The organism is Kineosporia sp. A_224 (genome assembly GCF_002198655.1).
Classification (GTDB): domain Bacteria; phylum Actinomycetota; class Actinomycetes; order Actinomycetales; family Kineosporiaceae; genus R-H-3.
In genome coordinates this window covers 53,143-71,044 of record NZ_MWLN01000215.1, presented here as the reverse complement: position 1 = coordinate 71,044, position 17,902 = coordinate 53,143, and the positions used below count along the sequence as shown (strand labels likewise).

Genomic DNA, 17,902 nt, shown 5'->3' with positions numbered 1-17,902 from the left:
CCCCGCGCCCGCCGCCGACCCCGCCGGGCGCGCCACCGGGCACCCCGGTCGCGGCGGCGTCCAGGTCGCCCATGTCGGGCACCGGGACGACGACCCGCAGGTCGAACTTCTTCGTCGAGGGCGGCTGGACGATGTGCACGGGCGTCTGCCCGGAGCCGCCGAGCCAGCGGGCGACCTCCTCGACCGGGCGCACGGTCGCCGACAGGCCGACGCGCTGCGCGGGTGCGGGCAGCAGGGCATCGAGCCGCTCCAGGCTCAGCGCGAGGTGCGCGCCGCGCTTGGAGCCGGCGAGCGCGTGCACCTCGTCGACGACGACCGTCTCGACCCCGGCCAGCGACGAGCGAGCCGCCGAGGTGAGGATGAGGAACAGCGACTCGGGGGTCGTGATGAGGATGTCCGGCGGGGTCTTCGCGAAGGCCCGGCGCTCGTCAGCGGGCGTGTCCCCGGAGCGGACGCCGACGCGCAGGTCGGGCACCGGCAGCCCGAGCCGGGTCGCCGCCTGCCGGATCCCGGCGAGCGGGCTGCGCAGGTTGCGCTCGACGTCCACCGCGAGCGCCTTGAGGGGCGAGACGTAGAGCACCCGGCACCGCTTCGACGCCTCGGCCGGCGCCGGCGCCGCGGCGAGCCGGTCGAGCGCCCAGAGGAACGCGGCGAGCGTCTTGCCGGACCCGGTCGGGGCGACGACGAGGGCGTGGTCACCGCGGGAGACCGCCGCCCAGGCGCCGACCTGCGCCGGGGTGGGGGCGTCGAAGGCGCCCTCGAACCACGACCGGGTCGCCGGCGTGAACCGTGCGAGCACGGCCTGCGGCGAGGTGTCGTCGGAACGGCGGGCGGCCATACCGACATCCTGCCTCCCGGCACCGACAACCCGCCCGTCCGGAACCGTGGCCGGAACGGCCGTGCCGTCCGTCGGCACGCCGTGCGATGCTCGCGGCGTGCGGATGAGCGACTTCTGGAGCCTCGTGGACGGCGAGTTCGGGCCGGTGCACGGCCGTCTCCTCGTGCGCGAGCACGTCGTCGGCGCGCTCGGCCACCGGACGGCGCAGCAGGCGCTCGACGCCGGCGAAGACGCGCGCACCGTGTGGTTCGCGGTCTGCGACGACCTCGACGTCCCGCAGGAGCGCCGCTGGGGCCTCGACGAGCGGCAGGCGCGCTCCGCGCGCCGGGGCCGGTCCTCGTGACGGCGGACGGCGGGTCCGCCGCCGTCGCCGTGCACAACCGCCGGACCGTCCCGGTCCTCGCCGGGTCCCAGGTCATCGGCGGCATCGGGGTCACCGCCGGCGTCACGGTCAACGGCATCCTCGCCCAGGACCTCTCCGGCTCGACGTCGCTGGCAGGCCTCGCGCAGACCATGGGCGTCATCGGCGGTGCGGTGCTCGCCGTCCCGCTCGCGCGTCTCGCGATGCGGCACGGGCGCCGCCCGGCGCTGACCCTCGGGTACGCCGTCGGGGCGCTCGGTGCCGTGCTGTCGGTGACCGCCGGGGTGCTGCGCTCCTTCCCCCTGCTGCTCCTCGGTGCGACCCTTTTCGGCGGGGGCTCGGCGTCCGGGCTGCAGGCCCGCTTCGCCGCCATCGACGGGGTGGACGCCGCGCGCCGCGGCCGCGTGCTGTCGCTCGTCGTCTGGGCGGCGACGGTCGGCGGGGTCACCGGGCCGCTGCTCATCAAGCCTGCGGTCGCGGTGAGCCGGGGGCTCGGCCTGCCCGAGATCGTCGGGCCCTTCGTGTTCGCCGTCGTCGGCTACACGGCGGCCGCTCTCGCGCTCTGGGCACTGCTGCGCCCCGACCCGCTCGCGCACGCGCTGCGGGACCGGGCCGCGGCGGCGGCCCTGCGCCCGCCTGCCGGCGGGCGTCGTGGTCCGTCGCCGACGTGGCTCGCGCTGACCGCCGCCGTCCGCAGCCCTGACGCCCTCCTCGGCCTCGCGGCGGTCGGGGTCGGGCACGCCGTCATGGTCGCCGTCATGGTCATGACCCCGGTCCACCTGCACGGCGGCGGCGTCTCGACGCCGGTCGTCGGCTACGTCATCGCCGGGCACGTCGCGGGCATGTACGCGCTGAGCCCGGTCTGGGGCTGGGTCACCGACCGCTACGGCCGCCGCACGGGCATCGCGCTCGGGGTCGCCTGTCTCGCGCTCGCCTGCGCCGTGGCGGCGAGCGCCCCGGCGACCGGCCCGGGCCGGTCTGCGGTCGCACTCGTCCTGCTCGGCCTCGGCTGGTCCGGCTGCCTCGTCGCGGGCTCGACGCTGCTGTCCGAGTCCGTCCAGGCCGACGTCCGCACCTCGGTCCAGGGGATGTCCGACCTCGTCATGGGGGTCGTCGCGGCGAGTGCCGGCGTCCTCGCCGGGCCGGTCGTCGAGTGGTTCGGGTACGGCGTCCTGTCGCTGAGCACGCTCGTCCTGCTCGTCCCCGTCCTCGCCCTGCTCGCCCGGCGGGGAAACCGGTTCGAGCCTGTCGGGGGCGCCGCGTAGGGTCGGGCACCGTGGACGCCGACGACCCCGAGGTCCTCATCAGCGCCCGCGGGCTGACCAAGCGCTTCGACGACTTCACCGCCGTCGACGGCATCGACGTCGACGTCCGCCGGGGCGAGGCGTTCGGCTTCCTGGGCCCGAACGGGGCAGGCAAGTCATCGACGATGCGGATGGTCGGGTGCGTCTCCCCGCCGTCCGGCGGCGAGCTGCGGATCCTCGGCCTCGACCCGCGCACGGACGGGCCGCGGATCCGGGCCCGGCTCGGCGTCGTCCCGCAGCGCGACACCCTCGACGAGGAGCTCACCGTCGCGGAGAACCTCGTCGTCTACGCGCGCTACTTCGGCATCTCCCGCAAGGCCGCGCACGCGAAGGCCGCCGAGCTCCTCGAGTTCGCGCAGCTCGCCGAGCGGGCCGGCAGCCGCGTCGAGCCGCTCTCCGGCGGCATGAAGCGGCGGCTGACGATCGCCCGCTCGCTCGTCAACGACCCGGAGATCCTCCTGCTCGACGAGCCGACGACCGGGCTCGACCCGCAGGCCCGGCACGTCCTGTGGGACAGGCTCTTCCGGCTCAAGCGGCAGGGCGTCACGCTCGTCCTGACCACGCACTACATGGACGAGGCCGAGCAGCTGTGCGACCGGCTCGTCGTCATGGACGCCGGGCGGATCGTCGCCGAGGGCAGCCCGCGCTCGCTCATCGAGGAGCACTCCAGCCGCGAGGTCCTCGAGCTGCGCTTCCCGGACGACGACAACGCACCGTGGGCCGGTCCGGTCACCACGGGCGCCGGGGTGCTCGCCGAGCGGGTCGAGGTGCTGCCGGACCGGCTGCTCGTCTACACCCCGGACGGCGACGCCGCGGTGCAGGCCGTGCACGCGGCCGGGCTGCGGCCGTCGTCCGTGCTCGTGCGGCGCTCCACGCTGGAGGACGTCTTCCTCCACCTCACCGGCCGCCTGCTCGTCGACTGACGCGGGGCGGGCCATGACGACGACGGGGACGGCAGGAATCGCGGGGACGACGGGGACGACGGCCCACGCGGTGCGGGCCGGCGGCACCGTGCCGGGGCGGGCCGCCGGCACCGGCCGGGCGCTGGAGTTCTGGGCGCGCACCTACCGCAGGACCTGGCGCGGCAGCGTCGTCTCCGGCGTGCTGTCGCCGCTGCTCTACCTGGGCTCGCTGGGTTTCGGGCTCGGCACGCTCGTCGACGACGGGGCGTCCGGCGGCGTCGGTGTGCCGTACGTGCTCTTCGTCGCGCCGGGCGTCCTCGCGGCGAACGCGATGCAGGCCGGGGTCGGCGAGGCGACGTGGCCGGTCATGGGCGCGATCAAGTGGCAGCGGCAGTACCACGCGATGCTCGCGACCCCGCTCGCCGTCGTCGACGTGCTCCTCGGGCACCTCGCCTTCATCGTCCTGCGGCTGCTCGCGGTGAGCGTGGTCTTCGGCGTCGTCGGGGCGCTGCTAGGAGCGTTCACCTCGTGGTGGACGGCCGGCGCCGTCCTCGTCGCGACGCTGTGCGGCGCCGCCTACGCCGCCCCCGTGATGGCCTTCGCGGCCGCGCAGGAGAACGACCAGGGCTTCGCGTACCTGTTCCGCTTCGTGCTCGTCCCGACGTTCCTGTTCGCCGGCACCTTCTACCCGGTCGACCAGCTGCCGGCGGCGATCCGACCGGTGGCCTGGGTGACCCCGCTGTGGCACGCGACGCAGGCCTGCCGCGACCTCGCGCTCGGCAGCCCGGACCTCGCGGCCGTCGGTGCGCACTGCGCGTACCTCGCGCTGTGGGTCGCGGTCGGCGTGGCCGCCGCCCGGGTCGTCTACCGCAGGAGGCTCGTCCGATGACGACGGCGACCCCGGTGCCGGCCGCCGGCCGCGGCGCCGTCCTGCGCGCCCTGGCCCGCGCCGTCCCGATGCCCGCCGGCGCCGGGATGGCGCGGATGCTCGTCGAGCGCAACGCCCGGGTCTACCGGCGGGGCTGGCTGCTGCTCGTCAGCGGGTTCGTCGAGCCGGTCTTCTACCTGTTCTCGCTCGGCGTGGGGCTCGGTGCCCTCGTCGGGGACGTCGACGCCGGCGGCGGCGTCCTCGTGCCCTACGCGGTGTTCGTCGCGCCCGCGATGCTCGCGTCGTCCGCCATGAACGGCGCGGTCTTCGACTCGACGTTCAACGTGTTCTTCAAGCTCAAGTACGCGCGGCTGTACGACAGCGTCCTCGCGACCCCGCTCGGCCCGCGCGACGTCGCCGTCGGCGAGATCGCGTGGGCCCAGCTGCGCGGCGGGATGTACGCGGTGATGTTCATGCTCGTCATGGCCGCGAGCGGGCTGCTCCGCTCGTGGTGGGCGCTGCTCGCGCTCCCGGCGGCGACGCTCGTCGGGCTCGCCTTCGCGGCGGTCGGGATGGCCGCGACGACGTGGATGCGGTCCTGGCAGGACTTCGACCTGCTCAACCTCGTCGTCCTGCCGATGTTCCTGTTCTCCGCGACGTTCTTCCCGCTGTCGACCTACCCGGAGGGACTGCAGCCGGTCGTCCGGGCGCTGCCGCTCTACCACGCCGTCGAGCTGGTGCGCGGGCTCTGCCTGGGGCTGCCGGACGTGAGCATGCTCGGCCACGTCGCCTACCTGCTCGTGCTCGGTGCGGGCGGGGTCGTCGTGGCAGCACGCCGGCTGGACCGCCTGCTGCTGTCCTGACCGTCTCGACCGAAGTGTCACGTTCGGTAGTCGATGGACGGCGATCCGTGCAGAACATTGCCGCTGGTCACCGGTCGATCGGATGACCGCCGGGATCCTGGGCCCGGCGTCACGCTGTGCTTCGGTACGGTCGTGCTGTGACCGGTACCAGTGACCACGGGGAGGGCGCGCCCAGCTCGGGCGGGTTCACCGTGTTCGCGGCCGCGATCCGGCCGGAGCTGTCCCGCCTCGCGTACCTGCTCACCGGGCACCACGCGACCGCGGACGACGCCGTCGCCGGTGCGCTGAGGGAGGCCGCCGAGGCCTGGTCCGGCCCGGGGACCGCCGCCGTCGACGCGTGCCGGATCGCGCTCGTGCGCCAGGCGCTCGTCCTCGCCGAGCACCTCGACCGCTCGCAGGACGACGACTTCTGGCGGGGCGGGGCCTGGGCCCTCCAGCGTCTCCCCGCCGACCAACGGCTCATCGTGGCGCTCGCCGCCGAGCCCGGCCTCGACGAGGAGACGACCGCGCGGCTGCTCGGGGTGCCCGTCCGCGTCGTCCACCGCAGGCTCCGCGCGGGATGCGCGAGCCTGGGCCGGCACCTGAAGATCCCCGCGGCCGGCGGGACGCCGGCCGTGCTCGACGCCGTCCGTGTCGTCGCCGGGGCGCACCGGGTCGGGACGGCGAGCGTCATGCCTGTGGTCCCCGCCGTGACCGGGCCGGTCCCGGTCTCGCCCGCGGTGCCCGGCGCGCCCGCCGAGGTGCCCGGCGACGGCGCGGCCGCCGGTGACGACGACGTCACGACCGCCGGCCCCGGGGCCGGCGCCGCACGCGGCGACAGGACGTCGCCCCGGTCGGCGGCGGGCCGGCTCGCGGTCGCGGCGGTCGCGCTCGCCGTGGGCGGCGCCTCGCTCTTCTGGCTGCTGCACCCGGGCTCGGACGGCGACGTGACGCTCTCGGCCGCGACGCCGTCCGCGAGCACCCCGGCCGCAGGCCCCGCCGCCCCGACGTCGCCGTCGCTCGGGGTCGCGACCCCGACCACGTCCGCCCCGTCGGGATCGCCGTCCCGCACGGCGGGCACCGGGACGGCTCGGCGGATCGTGACGAAGACGGCGGCCCGCGACGCCACCCGGACGGCCGGCACGACGACGCGCGGGACGACGACCACCCGCACCAGGACGCGGACGACGACGCCGCCGAGGACCACCACGCGGACGACCCGCACGACCCGCACCACCCGGACGACCACGACGACGACCCGGAACCTGCCTGCGGGGCTGCTCCTCGGCCGGGCCTCCGGCCGCTGCCTCGAGGTGCCCGGCGGTGCCGGCTGGGGGACCCAGGCCCGGCTCGGCGACTGCGTCGGCGGCGGCGGGCAGACGGTGTCCGACGGTCCCGGTGGCAGCCTGCGCCTGGCCGGGCTGTGCCTGGACGACTTCAACTGGGGGACGTCACCGGGCAGCCTCGTCGTCGTGTGGGCGTGCTCGGGCCAGGCGAACCAGCGGTGGACCTTCGGCGGCGACGGCACGATCCGCAGCGTCCACGCGTCGTCGCTGTGCATCGCCGCCGAGGGCGGCGGCACGGGTGCCGGCACCCGGCTCGTGCTCCTGACCTGCGACGGCGGCCCGAGCCAGGTCTGGACCCGGACCTAGCCCGACCTCGTCAGCCCTTCGGCGCCGGGAGCAGCCCGGCGAGGGCGGCCCAGCGGGCGATCTCGCAGCCGTTCGAGCGGTCGAAGGTCGTGGAGACCGGGGTGCCGCGCCAGGTGCCCTCGACGCTGGCCTTCTCCGGCCCGCCGTAGACCATCGTGCACATCTGGTCCTTCGGGACCGGCAGGAGCGCGGTCGCGGCCTTCGCGTCGAGCGCCGCGCACGCCGCGGCCGGGTCGGGGTGGTCGCCGCCGGGCGGGTCGCAGTCCAGCCGCCACGTCACCGGGCCCGAGCCGTCGTCGACGACGACGGTCAGGGTGGTCGCGCCGCTCGCGGTCGGGGTGGGGACCGCGGTCGGGCTCTGCGAGGACAGCGTGAGCGACGGCGCCGGGGAGCCGCTCGCGGCGCTGCTCCCGCCGCCGCAGGCCGCGAGCGCCGCGGCCGCCGCGAGGACGACGAGCGCCGGGGCCGGGGGACGGCGGCGGTGGCCCGGACGGGTCGTCATGGGTGCCCCTTCCGTGGGCGGGTCCGTGCGCGAGGTGCCCGCACAGTGTGCCGGGCAGTCGGTGGACGCGGCAGCAGGGGGACGACGTTGCACCGGAACGGCGTGTCGGGCTGAGATCGAACACGTGTTCGGACTACTCTCGTCCACAGTTGGCGGCGTCGCCCCACTGTCCACAGGTCCGCAGCAGTGCGGAGCGGTTGTCGGTGGCAAGCCGTACGGTCGTCGGCGATGGCACTGAAGAGATCGACGACGACCCGTACCGACCCCACGCCCCAGGCTCCCCGGCGCACCGCGAGCGCCCGTTCACGAGGTGAGGACATGCCCGCTCCTGCAGACCGTGAGAAGGCCCTCGAGGCCGCTCTCGCCCAGATCGACCGCCAGTTCGGCAAGGGCTCCGTCATGCGGCTGGGCGAGGACTCGCGCCCGCCCATCGAGGTCATCCCGACCGGCTCCATCGCCCTCGACGTCGCCCTCGGCATCGGCGGCCTGCCGCGCGGCCGGGTCGTCGAGATCTTCGGCCCGGAGTCGTCCGGTAAGACCACGGTCGCCCTGCACGCCGTGGCGAGCGCCCAGCGCGCGGGCGGCATCGCCGCCTTCATCGACGCCGAGCACGCGCTCGACCCGGAGTACGCCAAGAAGCTCGGCGTCGACACCGACGCCCTCCTCGTGTCCCAGCCGGACACCGGTGAGCAGGCCCTCGAGATCGCCGACATGCTCATCCGGTCCGGGGCGCTCGACATCATCGTCATCGACTCCGTCGCGGCGCTCGTGCCCCGCGCCGAGATCGAGGGCGAGATGGGCGACAGCCACGTCGGCCTCCAGGCACGTCTCATGTCGCAGGCCCTGCGGAAGATCACCGGTGCCCTCAGCAACTCCGGCACGACGGCGATCTTCATCAACCAGCTGCGCGAGAAGATCGGTGTCATGTTCGGCTCGCCGGAGACGACGACCGGTGGTCGGGCGCTGAAGTTCTACGCCTCGGTCCGGCTCGACGTCCGGCGCATCGAGACCCTCAAGGACGGTTCCGAGCCGGTCGGCTCGCGCACCCGGGTCAAGGTCGTCAAGAACAAGGTCAGCCCGCCGTTCAAGCAGGCCGAGTTCGACATCCTCTACGGCATCGGGATCTCCCGTGAGGGCGGTCTCATCGACATGGGTGTCGAGCAGAGCATCGTCCGCAAGTCGGGTGCCTGGTACACGTACGAGGGCGACCAGCTCGGCCAGGGCAAGGAGAACGCGCGCTCGTTCCTGCGCGACAACCCCGACCTGGCCAACGAGATCGAGAAGCGCATCAAGGAGAAGCTCGGGGTCGGCCCGCGCGTCGACGCACCTGCGGGTGCGGACGCCGCGGACGTCGACTTCTAGACCGCTCCGAGGTCCGAGCGTTCCGAGGTCCGGAGCGCTCCGGTCTCCGATCCGCCCCGTGCAGCGGCCGGTGCAGGTTTACGCCTGCACCGGCCCGCCCCGGCTGCCCGGCCGGAGGAGCCGCCGCGCCGGAACTCCGGCCGGCCGGTGGCCCTCCGGTCGTGGTCCGGCACCCTGACCAGCGCCTGACCGAGGACGAAGGCTGACGGCAGACCGTGGAACGTCGCAGCGCCAGACCGAAGACCCGTACCGCGGGCGAGCAGCCCCAAGCCGAGGACGACCCTGTGTCGGCGGCGCGCGCCGTCGTGCTGCGTCAGCTCGCGATGGCGCCGCGGTCCCGGGCCCAGCTCGCGGACACGTTGGCCCGCAAGGGGTTCACCCCCGACGTCGCCGAGCAGGTGCTCGACCGGTTCGAGGAGGTCGACCTCGTCGACGACGACGAGTTCGCCCGGCAGTGGGTCCACACCCGGCACACCGGTCGGGGGCTCGCCCGGCGGGCGCTCTCGCACGAGCTGCGCACGCGCGGGGTCGACGACGAGACGGTCCGGGCAGCGGTGGACGCGATCGACGACGAGGCCGAGCTCGAGGCGGCGCGGGACCTGGTCCGCCGCCGGCTGCGGGCGATGTCCGGTGACGACCCGGTCCGGCGCACCCGCCGGCTCGCCGGGATGCTGGCCCGCAAGGGCTACGGCTCCGCGGTCGCCATGCGCGCGATCAGGGACTGCGTGGCCGAGGCCGAGGACGATCTCTTCGACGCGGTCGGCGACGGTGTCCCCGAGGACGACGAGGGTCTCGACACCGACGGCTGACCGCCCGCGCCGCACTCTCCCTCGCGTCACCCTCCCACGCCGCACTCTCCCTCGACGACACCTCCCGCGACAGCACCCCTCGCGAGGGTCAGCGGTGCGCCGTGGACCGCGAGACCCTGCGCTCGACGACGACCGCGACCCGGCTCAGCGCGGCGTTGATGGCGATGAAGATGATGCCCACCGTGATGAACATCGGGATCGGGTTGTCGAGGTTCTGCGCGATCCGGTTCGCCCGGTTGAGCAGCTCGGGATAGATCCCGAGCACGGCCGCGAGCGAAGTGTCCTTGAGGATGACGACGAGCTGGCTGATGAGCGCCGGCAGCATGACCCGGAAGGCCTGCGACAGCAGGACGATCCGCATCGTCTGGCCCGGGGTCAGCCCGACCGACAGGGCCGCCTCGCGCTGGCCGCGGGGGAGCGAGGCGACCCCGGAGCGGACGATCTCCGCGATGACGACCATGTTGTACGCGACGAGCGCGATGACGAGGTACCAGAGCCCGTCGGCGCCGGGCAGCCCGCTCACGTCGACGCCGACGTCCGGCAGCACCCGGCTCGTGAAGTAGATCGCGATGACGACGGGCAGCCCGCGCAGCAGCTCGATGAAGCCGACGAGCGGCCACCGGGTACGGCCCGGCAGCATCATCCGTGCGACGCCGATGAGCGTGCCGAGCACCATCGAGCCGACGATCGCCAACGCCGCCGCCGTGAGGGTCGACCGCAGGCCGAGGCCGAGCAGCCGCCAGACCTGGGGGAACTCCTCCGTCGACGGGTCGAGCAGCGGCCCCCAGCGCTCGGCGCTCAGCTGGCCGGCGTCCGCGAGCCGGCGCACGACGAGGGCGAGCAGGCCGAGGATGACGAGCGTCGCGGCGATGCTCCCGACGAGCGTGCGCCGACGGGCCCTGGGGCCCGGGGCGTCGTAGAGGACGGTCGCGCGCGGCGCGCCGCCGCCCGCGACCGAGGACCGGCCGGCTCCCCGGGCCGCCGTCGCCCCGTCCGTGGTCGCCTCGGCGGTCCGGGTCGTCCCCGTTCCCGGGCTCATCGGGCGATCGCCACCTTCCGCTCGACCGCCGCCAGGGCCCCGCCCGCGGGCAGGGTCAGCAGCAGGTAGCCGACGGCCACGCCGGTGAGCACGGGCAGGGCCGCGTACCCCTGGGCGCTCGTCAGCGAGTTGCCGACGCTGAAGAGGTCCCGGCCGACGCCGAAGGCCCCGACGACCGCCGAGTTCTTGATCATGGCGATGAGGACGCTCCCGACCGGCGGCACGCTGCTGCGGAACGCCTGCGGCAGGACGACGCTGCGCAGGCTCTGGGTGAAGGTGAGCCCGATCGCCCGCGCCGCCTCGGCCTGCCCGGCGGGGACGGCGTTGATCCCCGACCGCAGCGCCTCGCAGACGAACGCGGACGTGTAGACGACGAGGGCTGCGATCCCGAGCCACCAGTAGGAGCCGTTGACCCCGACCTCGGGCAGGCCGAACGCGAACGCGAAGAGCACGACCGTGAGCGGGCAGTTCCGGACGACGCCGACCCACACGGTGCCGAACGCGCGCAGCGGCGGCACGGGGGAGACCCGGCACGCGGCGACGACCGTCCCGAGCACGAGCGAACCGGCCAGCCCCCACAGGCACAGCTGGAGGGAGAGCAGGTACCCGCGGCCGAAGAGCCCGAGGTTCTCGGTGATGGCGTCCACGGTCGGTCAGCCCCCGACGCGCCCGGGGCGTCGCGGGTGCGCCGGGGTCCGGTCGCGCCGGCTCACGCGCACGGTGCGGCCGTCGGCAGCGTCGGCGTCCGGGCGCCCTCGACCTCGCCGGCCGTCGACGTCCACGCCTTCTCGTAGGCACCGCTCGACCCGGCCTTCGCGAGCACGCCGTTGACGAACTCGCAGAACTGGGTGTCGCCCTTCTTGAGGCCGATCCCGTACGGCTCCTCGGTGAACTGCTCGCCGGCGAGCTTGAACGCGCCCTTCGACTCGTCGACGAACCCGAGGAGGATGACGTTGTCGGTCGTCACGACGTCCACCTGCTTCGTGCGCAGGGCGTCCGCGCACTTGTCGTACACGTCGAAGAGCACGAGCTGGGACGGCGAGGCGAGGGAGGTCTTGATGGTCTCGGCCGGCGTCGAGCCGGTCACCGAGCAGACCTTCGCGGCCGGGTTCGCCTTGAGGGCGTCCGGGCCGGTGATCGCGGTGTCCTCGGAGCGGACCATGAGCTGCTGCCCGGCGACGTAGTACGGCCCCGCGAACGAGATCCGCTCCTTGCGCTTGTCGTTGATCGTGTACGTCGCGACGACGAGGTCGACGGTGCCGCGCTCGATCGACTCCTCGCGGATCGCGGACGGCGTCTCGACCCAGTCGATGCCGTCGGCCTCGATCCCGAGCTCGGCGGCGACGAGCTTCGCGATCTCGACGTCGAAGCCGGCGGGCTTGTCGTCGAGACCCTGCAGCCCGAAGCCGGGCTGGTCGAACTTCGTGCCGACCTTGATCCGGCCGGCGTCGGAGAGCCGCGCCATGGTCGTGCCGGCCGCGAACGACGGGTTGTCCGCGGGGGCGACGACGGCCTCGTCGCTGCCGTCGTCCCCGCACGCGGCGAGCCCGAGGGCGGCGGTGAGGGCGACCGCGAGGGCGGCACCGGTCGTGCGTCGTCGGGTGCGTGCGGGCATGGCTGTCCTCCAGGTCGACGGGGTCAGTGGGTGAGGATCTTGGAGAGGAAGTCCCGCGCCCGGTCGCTGCGCGGGGCGGTGAAGAACGTCTCGGGGTCGGCGGACTCGACGACGCGGCCGTCCGCCATGAAGACGACGCGGTTCGCCGCACGTCGGGCGAAGCCCATCTCGTGCGTGACGACGACCATCGTCATGCCCTCGCGGGCGAGGGTCGTCATGACGTCGAGGACCTCGTTGATCATCTCCGGGTCGAGCGCCGAGGTCGGCTCGTCGAAGAGCATGACCTTCGGCTGCATCGCCAGCGCGCGGGCGATCGCGACGCGCTGCTGCTGCCCGCCGGACAGTCGCGCCGGGTACTTGTCGCGCTGGTCGGTGACGCCCACCCGCTCGAGCAGGTCGAGCGCCGTCCGGCGGGCCGTGCCCTTGTCGACGCCGCGGGCCTTGACCGGGCCGACCATGACGTTCTCGAGGACCGTCATGTGCGCGAAGAGGTTGAACGACTGGAAGACCATGCCCACCTCGGCGCGGAGCCGGGCGAGGTCCTTGCCCTCCTCGGGCAGCGGCCGGCCGTCGAGGAGGATCCGCCCGCTCTCGATCGTCTCGAGCCGGTTGATCGTGCGGCACAGCGTCGACTTCCCCGAACCCGAGGGCCCGATGACGACCACGACCTCGCCCTCGTGGACCGTGAGGTCGACGTCCTGCAGGACGTGCAGGGCGCCGAAGTGCTTGTTGACCCCCTCGAGCACGACGAGCGGGCGGGACGGCGGCGGCGCAGCGGCGGCCCCGGCGCTGCTCGCGGGTTCGGTCATGCAGAGCAACGTAGGGCGAAACATCCGGAACGCACTTTAACAATGCTTTAGTCGGGCTAAGGATGATCTGGCCCTGGGTCACGGGTGGCTGCGGAAGACGGGCCGGGCCGTGCCGCGGCCGGGGGACAACTACCCTGGACCCGCGATGACGACGATACCCCAGACCACTGACGAGGCGGCCGCCCTCCGCACGTACGACGTGCGCACCTTCGGCTGCCAGATGAACGTCCATGACTCCGAGCGCCTCTCCGGGCTGCTCGAGTCGGCCGGGTACGTGAAGGCCGACGCGGGCGCCGAGGCCGACGTCGTCGTCTTCAACACGTGCGCCGTCCGGGAGAACGCCGACAACAAGCTGTACGGCAACCTCGGCCACCTCGCGCCGGTCAAGGCGGCCCGCCCCGGCATGCAGATCGCCGTCGGGGGCTGCCTGGCCCAGAAGGACCGCGACACCATCGTCAAGAAGGCGCCGTGGGTCGACGTCGTCTTCGGCACCCACAACATCGGCTCGCTGCCGACGCTGCTCGAGCGGGCCCGGCACAACGAGACCGCCCAGGTCGAGATCCTCGAGGCGCTGGAGGTCTTCCCCTCGACGCTGCCGACGGCGCGCGACTCGGCCTACGCGGCCTGGGTCTCGATCAGCGTCGGCTGCAACAACACGTGCACCTTCTGCATCGTCCCGGCGCTGCGTGGCAGCGAGAAGGACCGCCGCCCCGGTGACGTCCTCGCCGAGGTCGAGGCGCTCGTTTCCGAGGGCGTCCTCGAGGTGACCCTGCTCGGCCAGAACGTCAACACGTACGGCGTCGAGTTCGGCGACCGCGGCGCCTTCGCCAAGCTGCTGCGGGCGTGCGGCGGCATCGAGGGGCTCGAGCGGGTCCGCTTCACGAGCCCGCACCCGGCCGCGTTCACCGACGACGTCATCGAGGCGATGGCCGCGACGCCCAACGTCATGCCGCAGCTGCACATGCCGCTGCAGTCCGGGTCGGACGCCGTCCTCAAGGCGATGCGCCGGTCGTACCGGTCGGAGAAGTTCCTCGGGATCCTCGACCGGGTCCGCGCCGCCATCCCGGACGCCGCGATCAGCACCGACATCATCGTCGGCTTCCCCGGCGAGACCGAGGACGACTTCCGGGCGACCCTCGACGTCGTCGCGAAGGCCCGGTTCGCCCAGGCGTTCACGTTCCAGTACTCCACGCGCCCCGGCACGCCCGCCGCCACGATGGGCGACCAGGTGCCCAAGGCCGTCGTCCAGGAGCGCTACGAGCGGCTCGTCGCCCTCCAGGAGCAGATCTCGTGGGAGGAGAACCGGGCCCTGGAGGGCCGGGTCCTCGACGTCCTCGTCGCGACCGGCGAGGGCCGCAAGGACGAGGCCACCCGGCGGCTGTCCGGCCGGGCCCGGGACAACCGGCTCGTGCACTTCGCCCTGCCGGCGGACGTCGAGCCCCGCACCGCGGCCGCCCCGCGCCCCGGCGACGTCGTCACCGTCGAGGTCACCTACGGCGCCCCGCACCACCTCGTCGCGGACGGCGTGCTGGCGGGCGGCCCGTTCGCCGTCCGGCGCACCCGGGCCGGCGACGCCTGGGAGCGCCGCGAGGCCGCGGCCACCGCCCCCGCGCCGTCCACCGCGCCGACCGCCCCGCCCGTCGTCACCCTCGGTATCCCCACCCTGCGCCCCTGACGGCCGTCAGGCGTCCAGGGACGTCATCGCGTGCAGGACGGCGCGGACGTGCGCGACCTCGTGCGTGCGGACGACGCCGACCCCGGCGAGCGCGGCGAAGACCGTGAAGAAGCCCTCGGCGGTGCGGAACTGGTCCTCGAAGAGGGCGAACGCGTGCGGCACCGACTGGCAGACCGGCAGCCCGAGCCGGCGCAGCCGTGACGAGCGCAGCAGCACCCGCATCTGGTGGTTCACCCGGACCGCGGGGTCGGTGAGGTTGCCGTAGTAGAAGCCCATCCCGGGGTCGAGGACGAGGTGCTCGACGCCGCAGGAGCGGGCGAGCGCGACCCGCCGCTCGAAGTGCCCGAGGATGCCCGGGAACGGGTCGTCGAGGTCGACGTCGGTGACCTCCCGGACGTCCGCGCCCGGTACGTAGCACAGGACGACGGTCGCCCCGGCAGCCGCGACGGCGCCGAAGACCTCCTCGTCGGCGGCGGAGCCGGTGTAGTTGACGACGGCGGCCCCGGCCGCGAGGGCCGCCTTGACGACGACCGGGTCGTAGGCCTCGGCGGAGACCGCGACCCCGGCCGCGACGAGGCCCTCGACGACGGGGACGAGCGTGTCGGCCTGCTCCTGCGGGTCGACCCGGGCGGCGCGGGCGGTGCTCGACTCGGCGCCGACGTCGACGAGGTCGGCGCCGTGCGCGGCGAGGACCCTGCCCTTGCGGACGGCGGCGTCGGTGCCCAGCGCGATGCTCTCGCGGTACGTCGAGTCCTTCGAGAGGTTGACGCAGCCCATGACGACCGGGGTCGCGTCGGTGTCGACGGTCCGGTCGCCGAGCCGCAGGGCGGCCACCGGGTGCCCGAGGTCCTCGCCGTGCGCCTGCGCGAGGGCCGCCAGCCCGCCGAGCGTGATCACCGGGTGAGCATAACTTCGAGGCCTCGGCGGCGGCCCGGCGGCGACGGTCCGTTCACACCCCGGCGGCGGTCGCGTCGTCGCGGCGCAGCATCCGGGTGAAGAGGAATCCGCCGTCCTCGAGCACGTGCGCGACGTCGAAGCCGACAGGAGCGGCGAACGGCGCGCCGGTGCCGATCTGCCCGCCTCCGACGTACAGCGGGGCGAGGGTGACGTCCGCCTCGTCCACGACGCCCGCGGCGACGAGCCGGGCGAGCAGCGTCGGCCCGCCCTCGCAGACCACCCGGTGCAGCCCGCGCGCGTGCAGCGCCGCGACGAGTGCGCGGGGGTCGAGGTCCGCGGAGCCGAGCACCTCGACGTCCGCGACCTCGCGCGCCCGGGCCAGCCGCGCCCCGTCCGCGGTGCGGGTCGTCACGACGAGCGGGGGCAGCGCCGACTCCCCGGCGAACATCGGCAGGTCCCAGGGCAGGTCGAGGGACGCGCTGACGACCGCGAGCACCGGGGCGTCGGCGAGGCCGAGCGCCCGGCGCTCCGCGACGGCGTCCGGCCGGGCCCGCATCGGCGAGTAGCGCTCGGCGCGCAGCGTGCCCGCCCCGATGAGGACGGCGTCCGCGAGCCGGCGGGTCTCGGCGAGCACGTCCCGGTCGGCCGGCGACGAGATCGACCGACTGTGCCCGTCCGGGCCGGCGAACGCTCCGTCGAGGGTGACGAGCATCANGCCGCCCGCGACGCGAGGTCACGGGCGGCCCGGGACGGTCGGCGGGGCCGACGGTCGAGGCGTCGGCGCTCAGTTGCCGATCGCGTCGTCGGCCTTCTGCGCGAAGCCGTCGATCTGGCTCGAGAACTTGCCGCCGGTCTTCTCGTCGGCGAGGTCCGCGGCCTTCTCGAGGATGTTGTCGCTGACGCCCTCGATCTTGTCGGGGTTGTCCTTGATGAAGTCCGTGGCCTTGTTCTTCAGCTCGTCGAACATGCTCATGGTGGTCTCTCCCAGGGTCCGCGGGCCCGCTGCGGCCCGCGACGGCGGTGCGTCGACGGGTCCCGCCGACGAGGTGATCGTATTCCGCCCGGCCGTGCGTGCGGGCACGTCCTGCGACCCGTCCGCATTCGTCCGATCCGGCGCCCTGCGAGACTTCCGACCGTGACCGTCCCGCCGCCGCGCCCCGTCGTCGCGGTCGTCGGCCCCACGGCGTCCGGAAAGTCCGACCTCGCCGTCGACCTCGCCCTGGCCCTGGCCGGCGAGGTGGTCAACACCGACGCGATGCAGCTCTACCGCGGCATGGACGTCGGCACCGCCAAGCTCCCGACCGCGCAGCGGCGCGGGGTGCCGCACCACCTGCTCGACGTCCTCGACGTCACGCAGGAGGCGAGCGTCGCGGCGTACCAGCGGGACGCGTCCGCCGTGGTGGACCGGCTGCTCGCGGCGGGCACGACCCCGGTGCTCGCGGGCGGGTCGGGGCTGTACGTCCGGGCGGCGCTCGACGTCCTCGACATCCCGCCGACCGACCCGGTGGTCCGGGCGCGGTGGGAGGAGCGCCTCGCGGCCGAGGGGGCGCCCGCGCTGCACGCCGTCCTCGCCGCCCGGGACCCGGTCGCGGCGGAGCGGATCCTGCCCACGAACGGACGGCGCGTCGTCCGCGCGCTCGAGGTCGTCGAGCTCACCGGTCGCCCGTTCAGCGCCACGATGCCGCGCGAGGAGTACGTCCGCCCCGCGGTCCAGGTCGGGCTCACGGTGCCCCGGGACGCCCTGGACGCCCGGATCGCGCTGCGGGTCGACCTCATGTGGCGCGACGGCCTCGTCGAGGAGACCGAGCGGCTCGTCGGGCAGGGGCTGCGCGAGGGCCGGACGGCGCCCCGCGCCCTCGGGTACGCCCAGGTCCTCGACCTCCTCGCGGGCCGCTGCACCGACGCCCAGGCCCGGGAGGAGACCGTCCGCGCGACCCGGCGCTTCGCCCGCCGCCAGGAGAGCTGGTTCCGGCGCGACCCGCGGATCGTCTGGCTGCCCCACGACGCCCCGGACCTGCTCGACCGGGCGCTGGCCGTCGTCCGCGCGGGTGCGGCGGGCACCCCGGCAGGGCCGACCCCTCAGCCGGCGGCCGACCACTCAGACCCGGGCCGCCGAACCCCTTAGGCCGCACCGCGCGGGCCGCGACGGGGACGGCGTGACCGCCCCATGCGCGCACCCCCGCCTCAGGACGACCGTGAGGTCATCACCTGAGGAGGATGCCGTGAACTGGAACAGTCACCTGACCTACGTCACCGCCCGCGCGCTCCACGAGGAGCGCGTCGAGCGCCTGCAGCGCTCGTGGGGCCCGAGCCTGACCGGCACGATCGGCGCGGCGCTGCGGCGGCGCAGCGCCCGCCGGGCCGCCGCCCGGGCGCGGGCCTACGACCTCGCCGCGTGAGCCCCGGTCCCCGAGCGCCGAGGTCGGC

General features: G+C 74.6%; 20 protein-coding genes. 11 read left to right on the top strand and 9 right to left on the bottom strand.

What is annotated here, in order from left to right:
- The coding region (locus EDJALFJO_RS27445; RefSeq protein ID WP_143448819.1) for a DEAD/DEAH box helicase at positions 1-838 on the bottom strand (838 nt) is incomplete at its 3' end.
- Between the two features lie 103 nt (positions 839-941).
- Here EDJALFJO_RS27445 and EDJALFJO_RS27440 point away from each other — a divergent pair.
- From EDJALFJO_RS27440 to EDJALFJO_RS27415, 6 genes are all read left to right on the top strand, one after another.
- Positions 942-1,181: a DUF3046 domain-containing protein gene (locus EDJALFJO_RS27440; protein ID WP_233150067.1), complete on the top strand. Its 240-nt coding sequence runs from the start codon at positions 942-944 to the stop codon at positions 1,179-1,181.
- On the top strand, positions 1,178-2,464 hold the full coding sequence (locus EDJALFJO_RS27435) for an MFS transporter (RefSeq protein ID WP_088289501.1): 1,287 nt from the start codon (positions 1,178-1,180) through the stop codon (positions 2,462-2,464). The genes EDJALFJO_RS27440 and EDJALFJO_RS27435 overlap by 4 nt, the downstream gene beginning before the upstream one ends.
- Before the next feature lie 11 nt (positions 2,465-2,475).
- Entirely contained in the window at positions 2,476-3,426 is a 951-nt protein-coding gene (locus EDJALFJO_RS27430; protein WP_088289500.1) for an ABC transporter ATP-binding protein, read from the top strand.
- Positions 3,427-3,439: 13 nt separating this feature from the next.
- Entirely contained in the window at positions 3,440-4,294 is an 855-nt protein-coding gene (locus EDJALFJO_RS27425; protein ID WP_088289499.1) for an ABC transporter permease, read from the top strand.
- Complete coding sequence (locus EDJALFJO_RS27420) at positions 4,291-5,136, top strand: ABC transporter permease (RefSeq protein ID WP_088289498.1); 846 nt, start codon at positions 4,291-4,293, stop codon at positions 5,134-5,136. Before EDJALFJO_RS27425 ends, EDJALFJO_RS27420 begins: the two co-directional genes overlap by 4 nt.
- A 137-nt stretch (positions 5,137-5,273) precedes the next feature.
- Positions 5,274-6,767: a ricin-type beta-trefoil lectin domain protein gene (locus EDJALFJO_RS27415; protein WP_088289497.1), complete on the top strand. Its 1,494-nt coding sequence runs from the start codon at positions 5,274-5,276 to the stop codon at positions 6,765-6,767.
- Positions 6,768-6,777: 10 nt separating this feature from the next.
- On the opposite strand, the gene EDJALFJO_RS27410 is transcribed toward EDJALFJO_RS27415, so the two are convergent.
- Positions 6,778-7,269, bottom strand: a complete 492-nt coding sequence (locus EDJALFJO_RS27410) for an SSI family serine proteinase inhibitor (protein WP_088289496.1) — start codon at positions 7,267-7,269, stop codon at positions 6,778-6,780.
- A 318-nt stretch (positions 7,270-7,587) separates the two neighbouring features.
- Here EDJALFJO_RS27410 and recA point away from each other — a divergent pair, with 318 nt between their 5' ends.
- Both recA and EDJALFJO_RS27400 read left to right on the top strand, forming a co-directional pair.
- On the top strand, positions 7,588-8,631 hold the full coding sequence (gene recA / locus EDJALFJO_RS27405; RefSeq protein ID WP_088289495.1) for a recombinase RecA: 1,044 nt from the start codon (positions 7,588-7,590) through the stop codon (positions 8,629-8,631).
- Positions 8,632-8,915: 284 nt separating this feature from the next.
- The gene (locus EDJALFJO_RS27400) at positions 8,916-9,440 is read left to right on the top strand and encodes a regulatory protein RecX (RefSeq protein WP_233150065.1); all 525 of its coding nucleotides are present in this window, start codon (positions 8,916-8,918) and stop codon (positions 9,438-9,440) included.
- Positions 9,441-9,528: 88 nt separating this feature from the next.
- Here the strand turns inward: EDJALFJO_RS27400 and EDJALFJO_RS27395 are convergent, their stop codons facing one another.
- From EDJALFJO_RS27395 to EDJALFJO_RS27380, 4 genes are all read right to left on the bottom strand, one after another.
- Positions 9,529-10,479 (bottom strand): amino acid ABC transporter permease, encoded by a 951-nt coding sequence (locus tag EDJALFJO_RS27395; protein ID WP_088289493.1) that lies wholly within the window; start codon positions 10,477-10,479, stop codon positions 9,529-9,531.
- Positions 10,476-11,126, bottom strand: a complete 651-nt coding sequence (locus EDJALFJO_RS27390; protein WP_088289492.1) for an amino acid ABC transporter permease — start codon at positions 11,124-11,126, stop codon at positions 10,476-10,478. Before EDJALFJO_RS27390 ends, EDJALFJO_RS27395 begins: the two co-directional genes overlap by 4 nt.
- A gap of 62 nt (positions 11,127-11,188) precedes the next feature.
- The gene (locus tag EDJALFJO_RS27385) at positions 11,189-12,094 is read right to left on the bottom strand and encodes a glutamate ABC transporter substrate-binding protein (RefSeq protein WP_088289491.1); all 906 of its coding nucleotides are present in this window, start codon (positions 12,092-12,094) and stop codon (positions 11,189-11,191) included.
- A 23-nt stretch (positions 12,095-12,117) separates the two neighbouring features.
- Positions 12,118-12,903 carry an amino acid ABC transporter ATP-binding protein gene (locus EDJALFJO_RS27380; protein ID WP_088289490.1) on the bottom strand — a complete coding sequence of 262 codons (786 nt, stop codon included), beginning with the start codon at positions 12,901-12,903 and terminating at the stop codon, positions 12,118-12,120.
- Between the two features lie 145 nt (positions 12,904-13,048).
- Between EDJALFJO_RS27380 and miaB the strand changes: the two genes are divergently transcribed.
- The gene (gene miaB, locus EDJALFJO_RS27375; protein ID WP_088289489.1) at positions 13,049-14,578 is read left to right on the top strand and encodes a tRNA (N6-isopentenyl adenosine(37)-C2)-methylthiotransferase MiaB; all 1,530 of its coding nucleotides are present in this window, start codon (positions 13,049-13,051) and stop codon (positions 14,576-14,578) included.
- A 6-nt stretch (positions 14,579-14,584) separates the two neighbouring features.
- Here miaB and EDJALFJO_RS27370 read toward each other — a convergent pair whose 3' ends face one another.
- The 3 genes from EDJALFJO_RS27370 to EDJALFJO_RS27360 form a co-directional block, all read right to left on the bottom strand.
- On the bottom strand, positions 14,585-15,475 hold the full coding sequence (locus EDJALFJO_RS27370; RefSeq protein ID WP_088289488.1) for a dihydropteroate synthase: 891 nt from the start codon (positions 15,473-15,475) through the stop codon (positions 14,585-14,587).
- Positions 15,476-15,527: 52 nt separating this feature from the next.
- Positions 15,528-16,187 (bottom strand): dihydrofolate reductase family protein, encoded by a 660-nt coding sequence (locus EDJALFJO_RS36570; RefSeq protein ID WP_088289487.1) that lies wholly within the window; start codon positions 16,185-16,187, stop codon positions 15,528-15,530.
- A 72-nt stretch (positions 16,188-16,259) separates the two neighbouring features.
- The gene (locus EDJALFJO_RS27360) at positions 16,260-16,448 is read right to left on the bottom strand and encodes an antitoxin (RefSeq protein WP_088289486.1); all 189 of its coding nucleotides are present in this window, start codon (positions 16,446-16,448) and stop codon (positions 16,260-16,262) included.
- Between the two features lie 162 nt (positions 16,449-16,610).
- Between EDJALFJO_RS27360 and miaA the strand changes: the two genes are divergently transcribed.
- Together miaA and EDJALFJO_RS34585 are read left to right on the top strand one after the other, a co-directional pair.
- Positions 16,611-17,600, top strand: a complete 990-nt coding sequence (gene miaA / locus EDJALFJO_RS27355; RefSeq protein WP_088289485.1) for a tRNA (adenosine(37)-N6)-dimethylallyltransferase MiaA — start codon at positions 16,611-16,613, stop codon at positions 17,598-17,600.
- A 97-nt stretch (positions 17,601-17,697) separates the two neighbouring features.
- Positions 17,698-17,874, top strand: coding sequence for a hypothetical protein (locus EDJALFJO_RS34585; protein ID WP_158220588.1), 177 nt, complete (start codon positions 17,698-17,700; stop codon positions 17,872-17,874).
- The last annotated feature ends 28 nt before the right edge of the window (positions 17,875-17,902 follow it).

Bases quoted from the DNA above. Each gene is read 5' to 3' on its own strand.
- EDJALFJO_RS36570 (WP_088289487.1), bottom strand. From the start codon at position 16,187: ATGCTCGTCACCCTCGACGGAGCGTTCGCCGGCCCGGACGGGCACAGT.
- EDJALFJO_RS27420 (WP_088289498.1), top strand. From the start codon at position 4,291: ATGACGACGGCGACCCCGGTGCCGGCCGCCGGCCGCGGCGCCGTCCTG.
- EDJALFJO_RS27385 (WP_088289491.1), bottom strand. From the start codon at position 12,094: ATGCCCGCACGCACCCGACGACGCACGACCGGTGCCGCCCTCGCGGTC.
- miaB (WP_088289489.1), top strand. From the start codon at position 13,049: ATGACGACGATACCCCAGACCACTGACGAGGCGGCCGCCCTCCGCACG.
- EDJALFJO_RS27360 (WP_088289486.1), bottom strand. From the start codon at position 16,448: ATGAGCATGTTCGACGAGCTGAAGAACAAGGCCACGGACTTCATCAAG.
- EDJALFJO_RS27425 (WP_088289499.1), top strand. From the start codon at position 3,440: ATGACGACGACGGGGACGGCAGGAATCGCGGGGACGACGGGGACGACG.
- EDJALFJO_RS27380 (WP_088289490.1), bottom strand. From the start codon at position 12,903: ATGACCGAACCCGCGAGCAGCGCCGGGGCCGCCGCTGCGCCGCCGCCG.
- recA (WP_088289495.1), top strand. From the start codon at position 7,588: ATGCCCGCTCCTGCAGACCGTGAGAAGGCCCTCGAGGCCGCTCTCGCC.
- EDJALFJO_RS27440 (WP_233150067.1), top strand. From the start codon at position 942: ATGAGCGACTTCTGGAGCCTCGTGGACGGCGAGTTCGGGCCGGTGCAC.
- EDJALFJO_RS27410 (WP_088289496.1), bottom strand. From the start codon at position 7,269: ATGACGACCCGTCCGGGCCACCGCCGCCGTCCCCCGGCCCCGGCGCTC.
- EDJALFJO_RS27395 (WP_088289493.1), bottom strand. From the start codon at position 10,479: ATGAGCCCGGGAACGGGGACGACCCGGACCGCCGAGGCGACCACGGAC.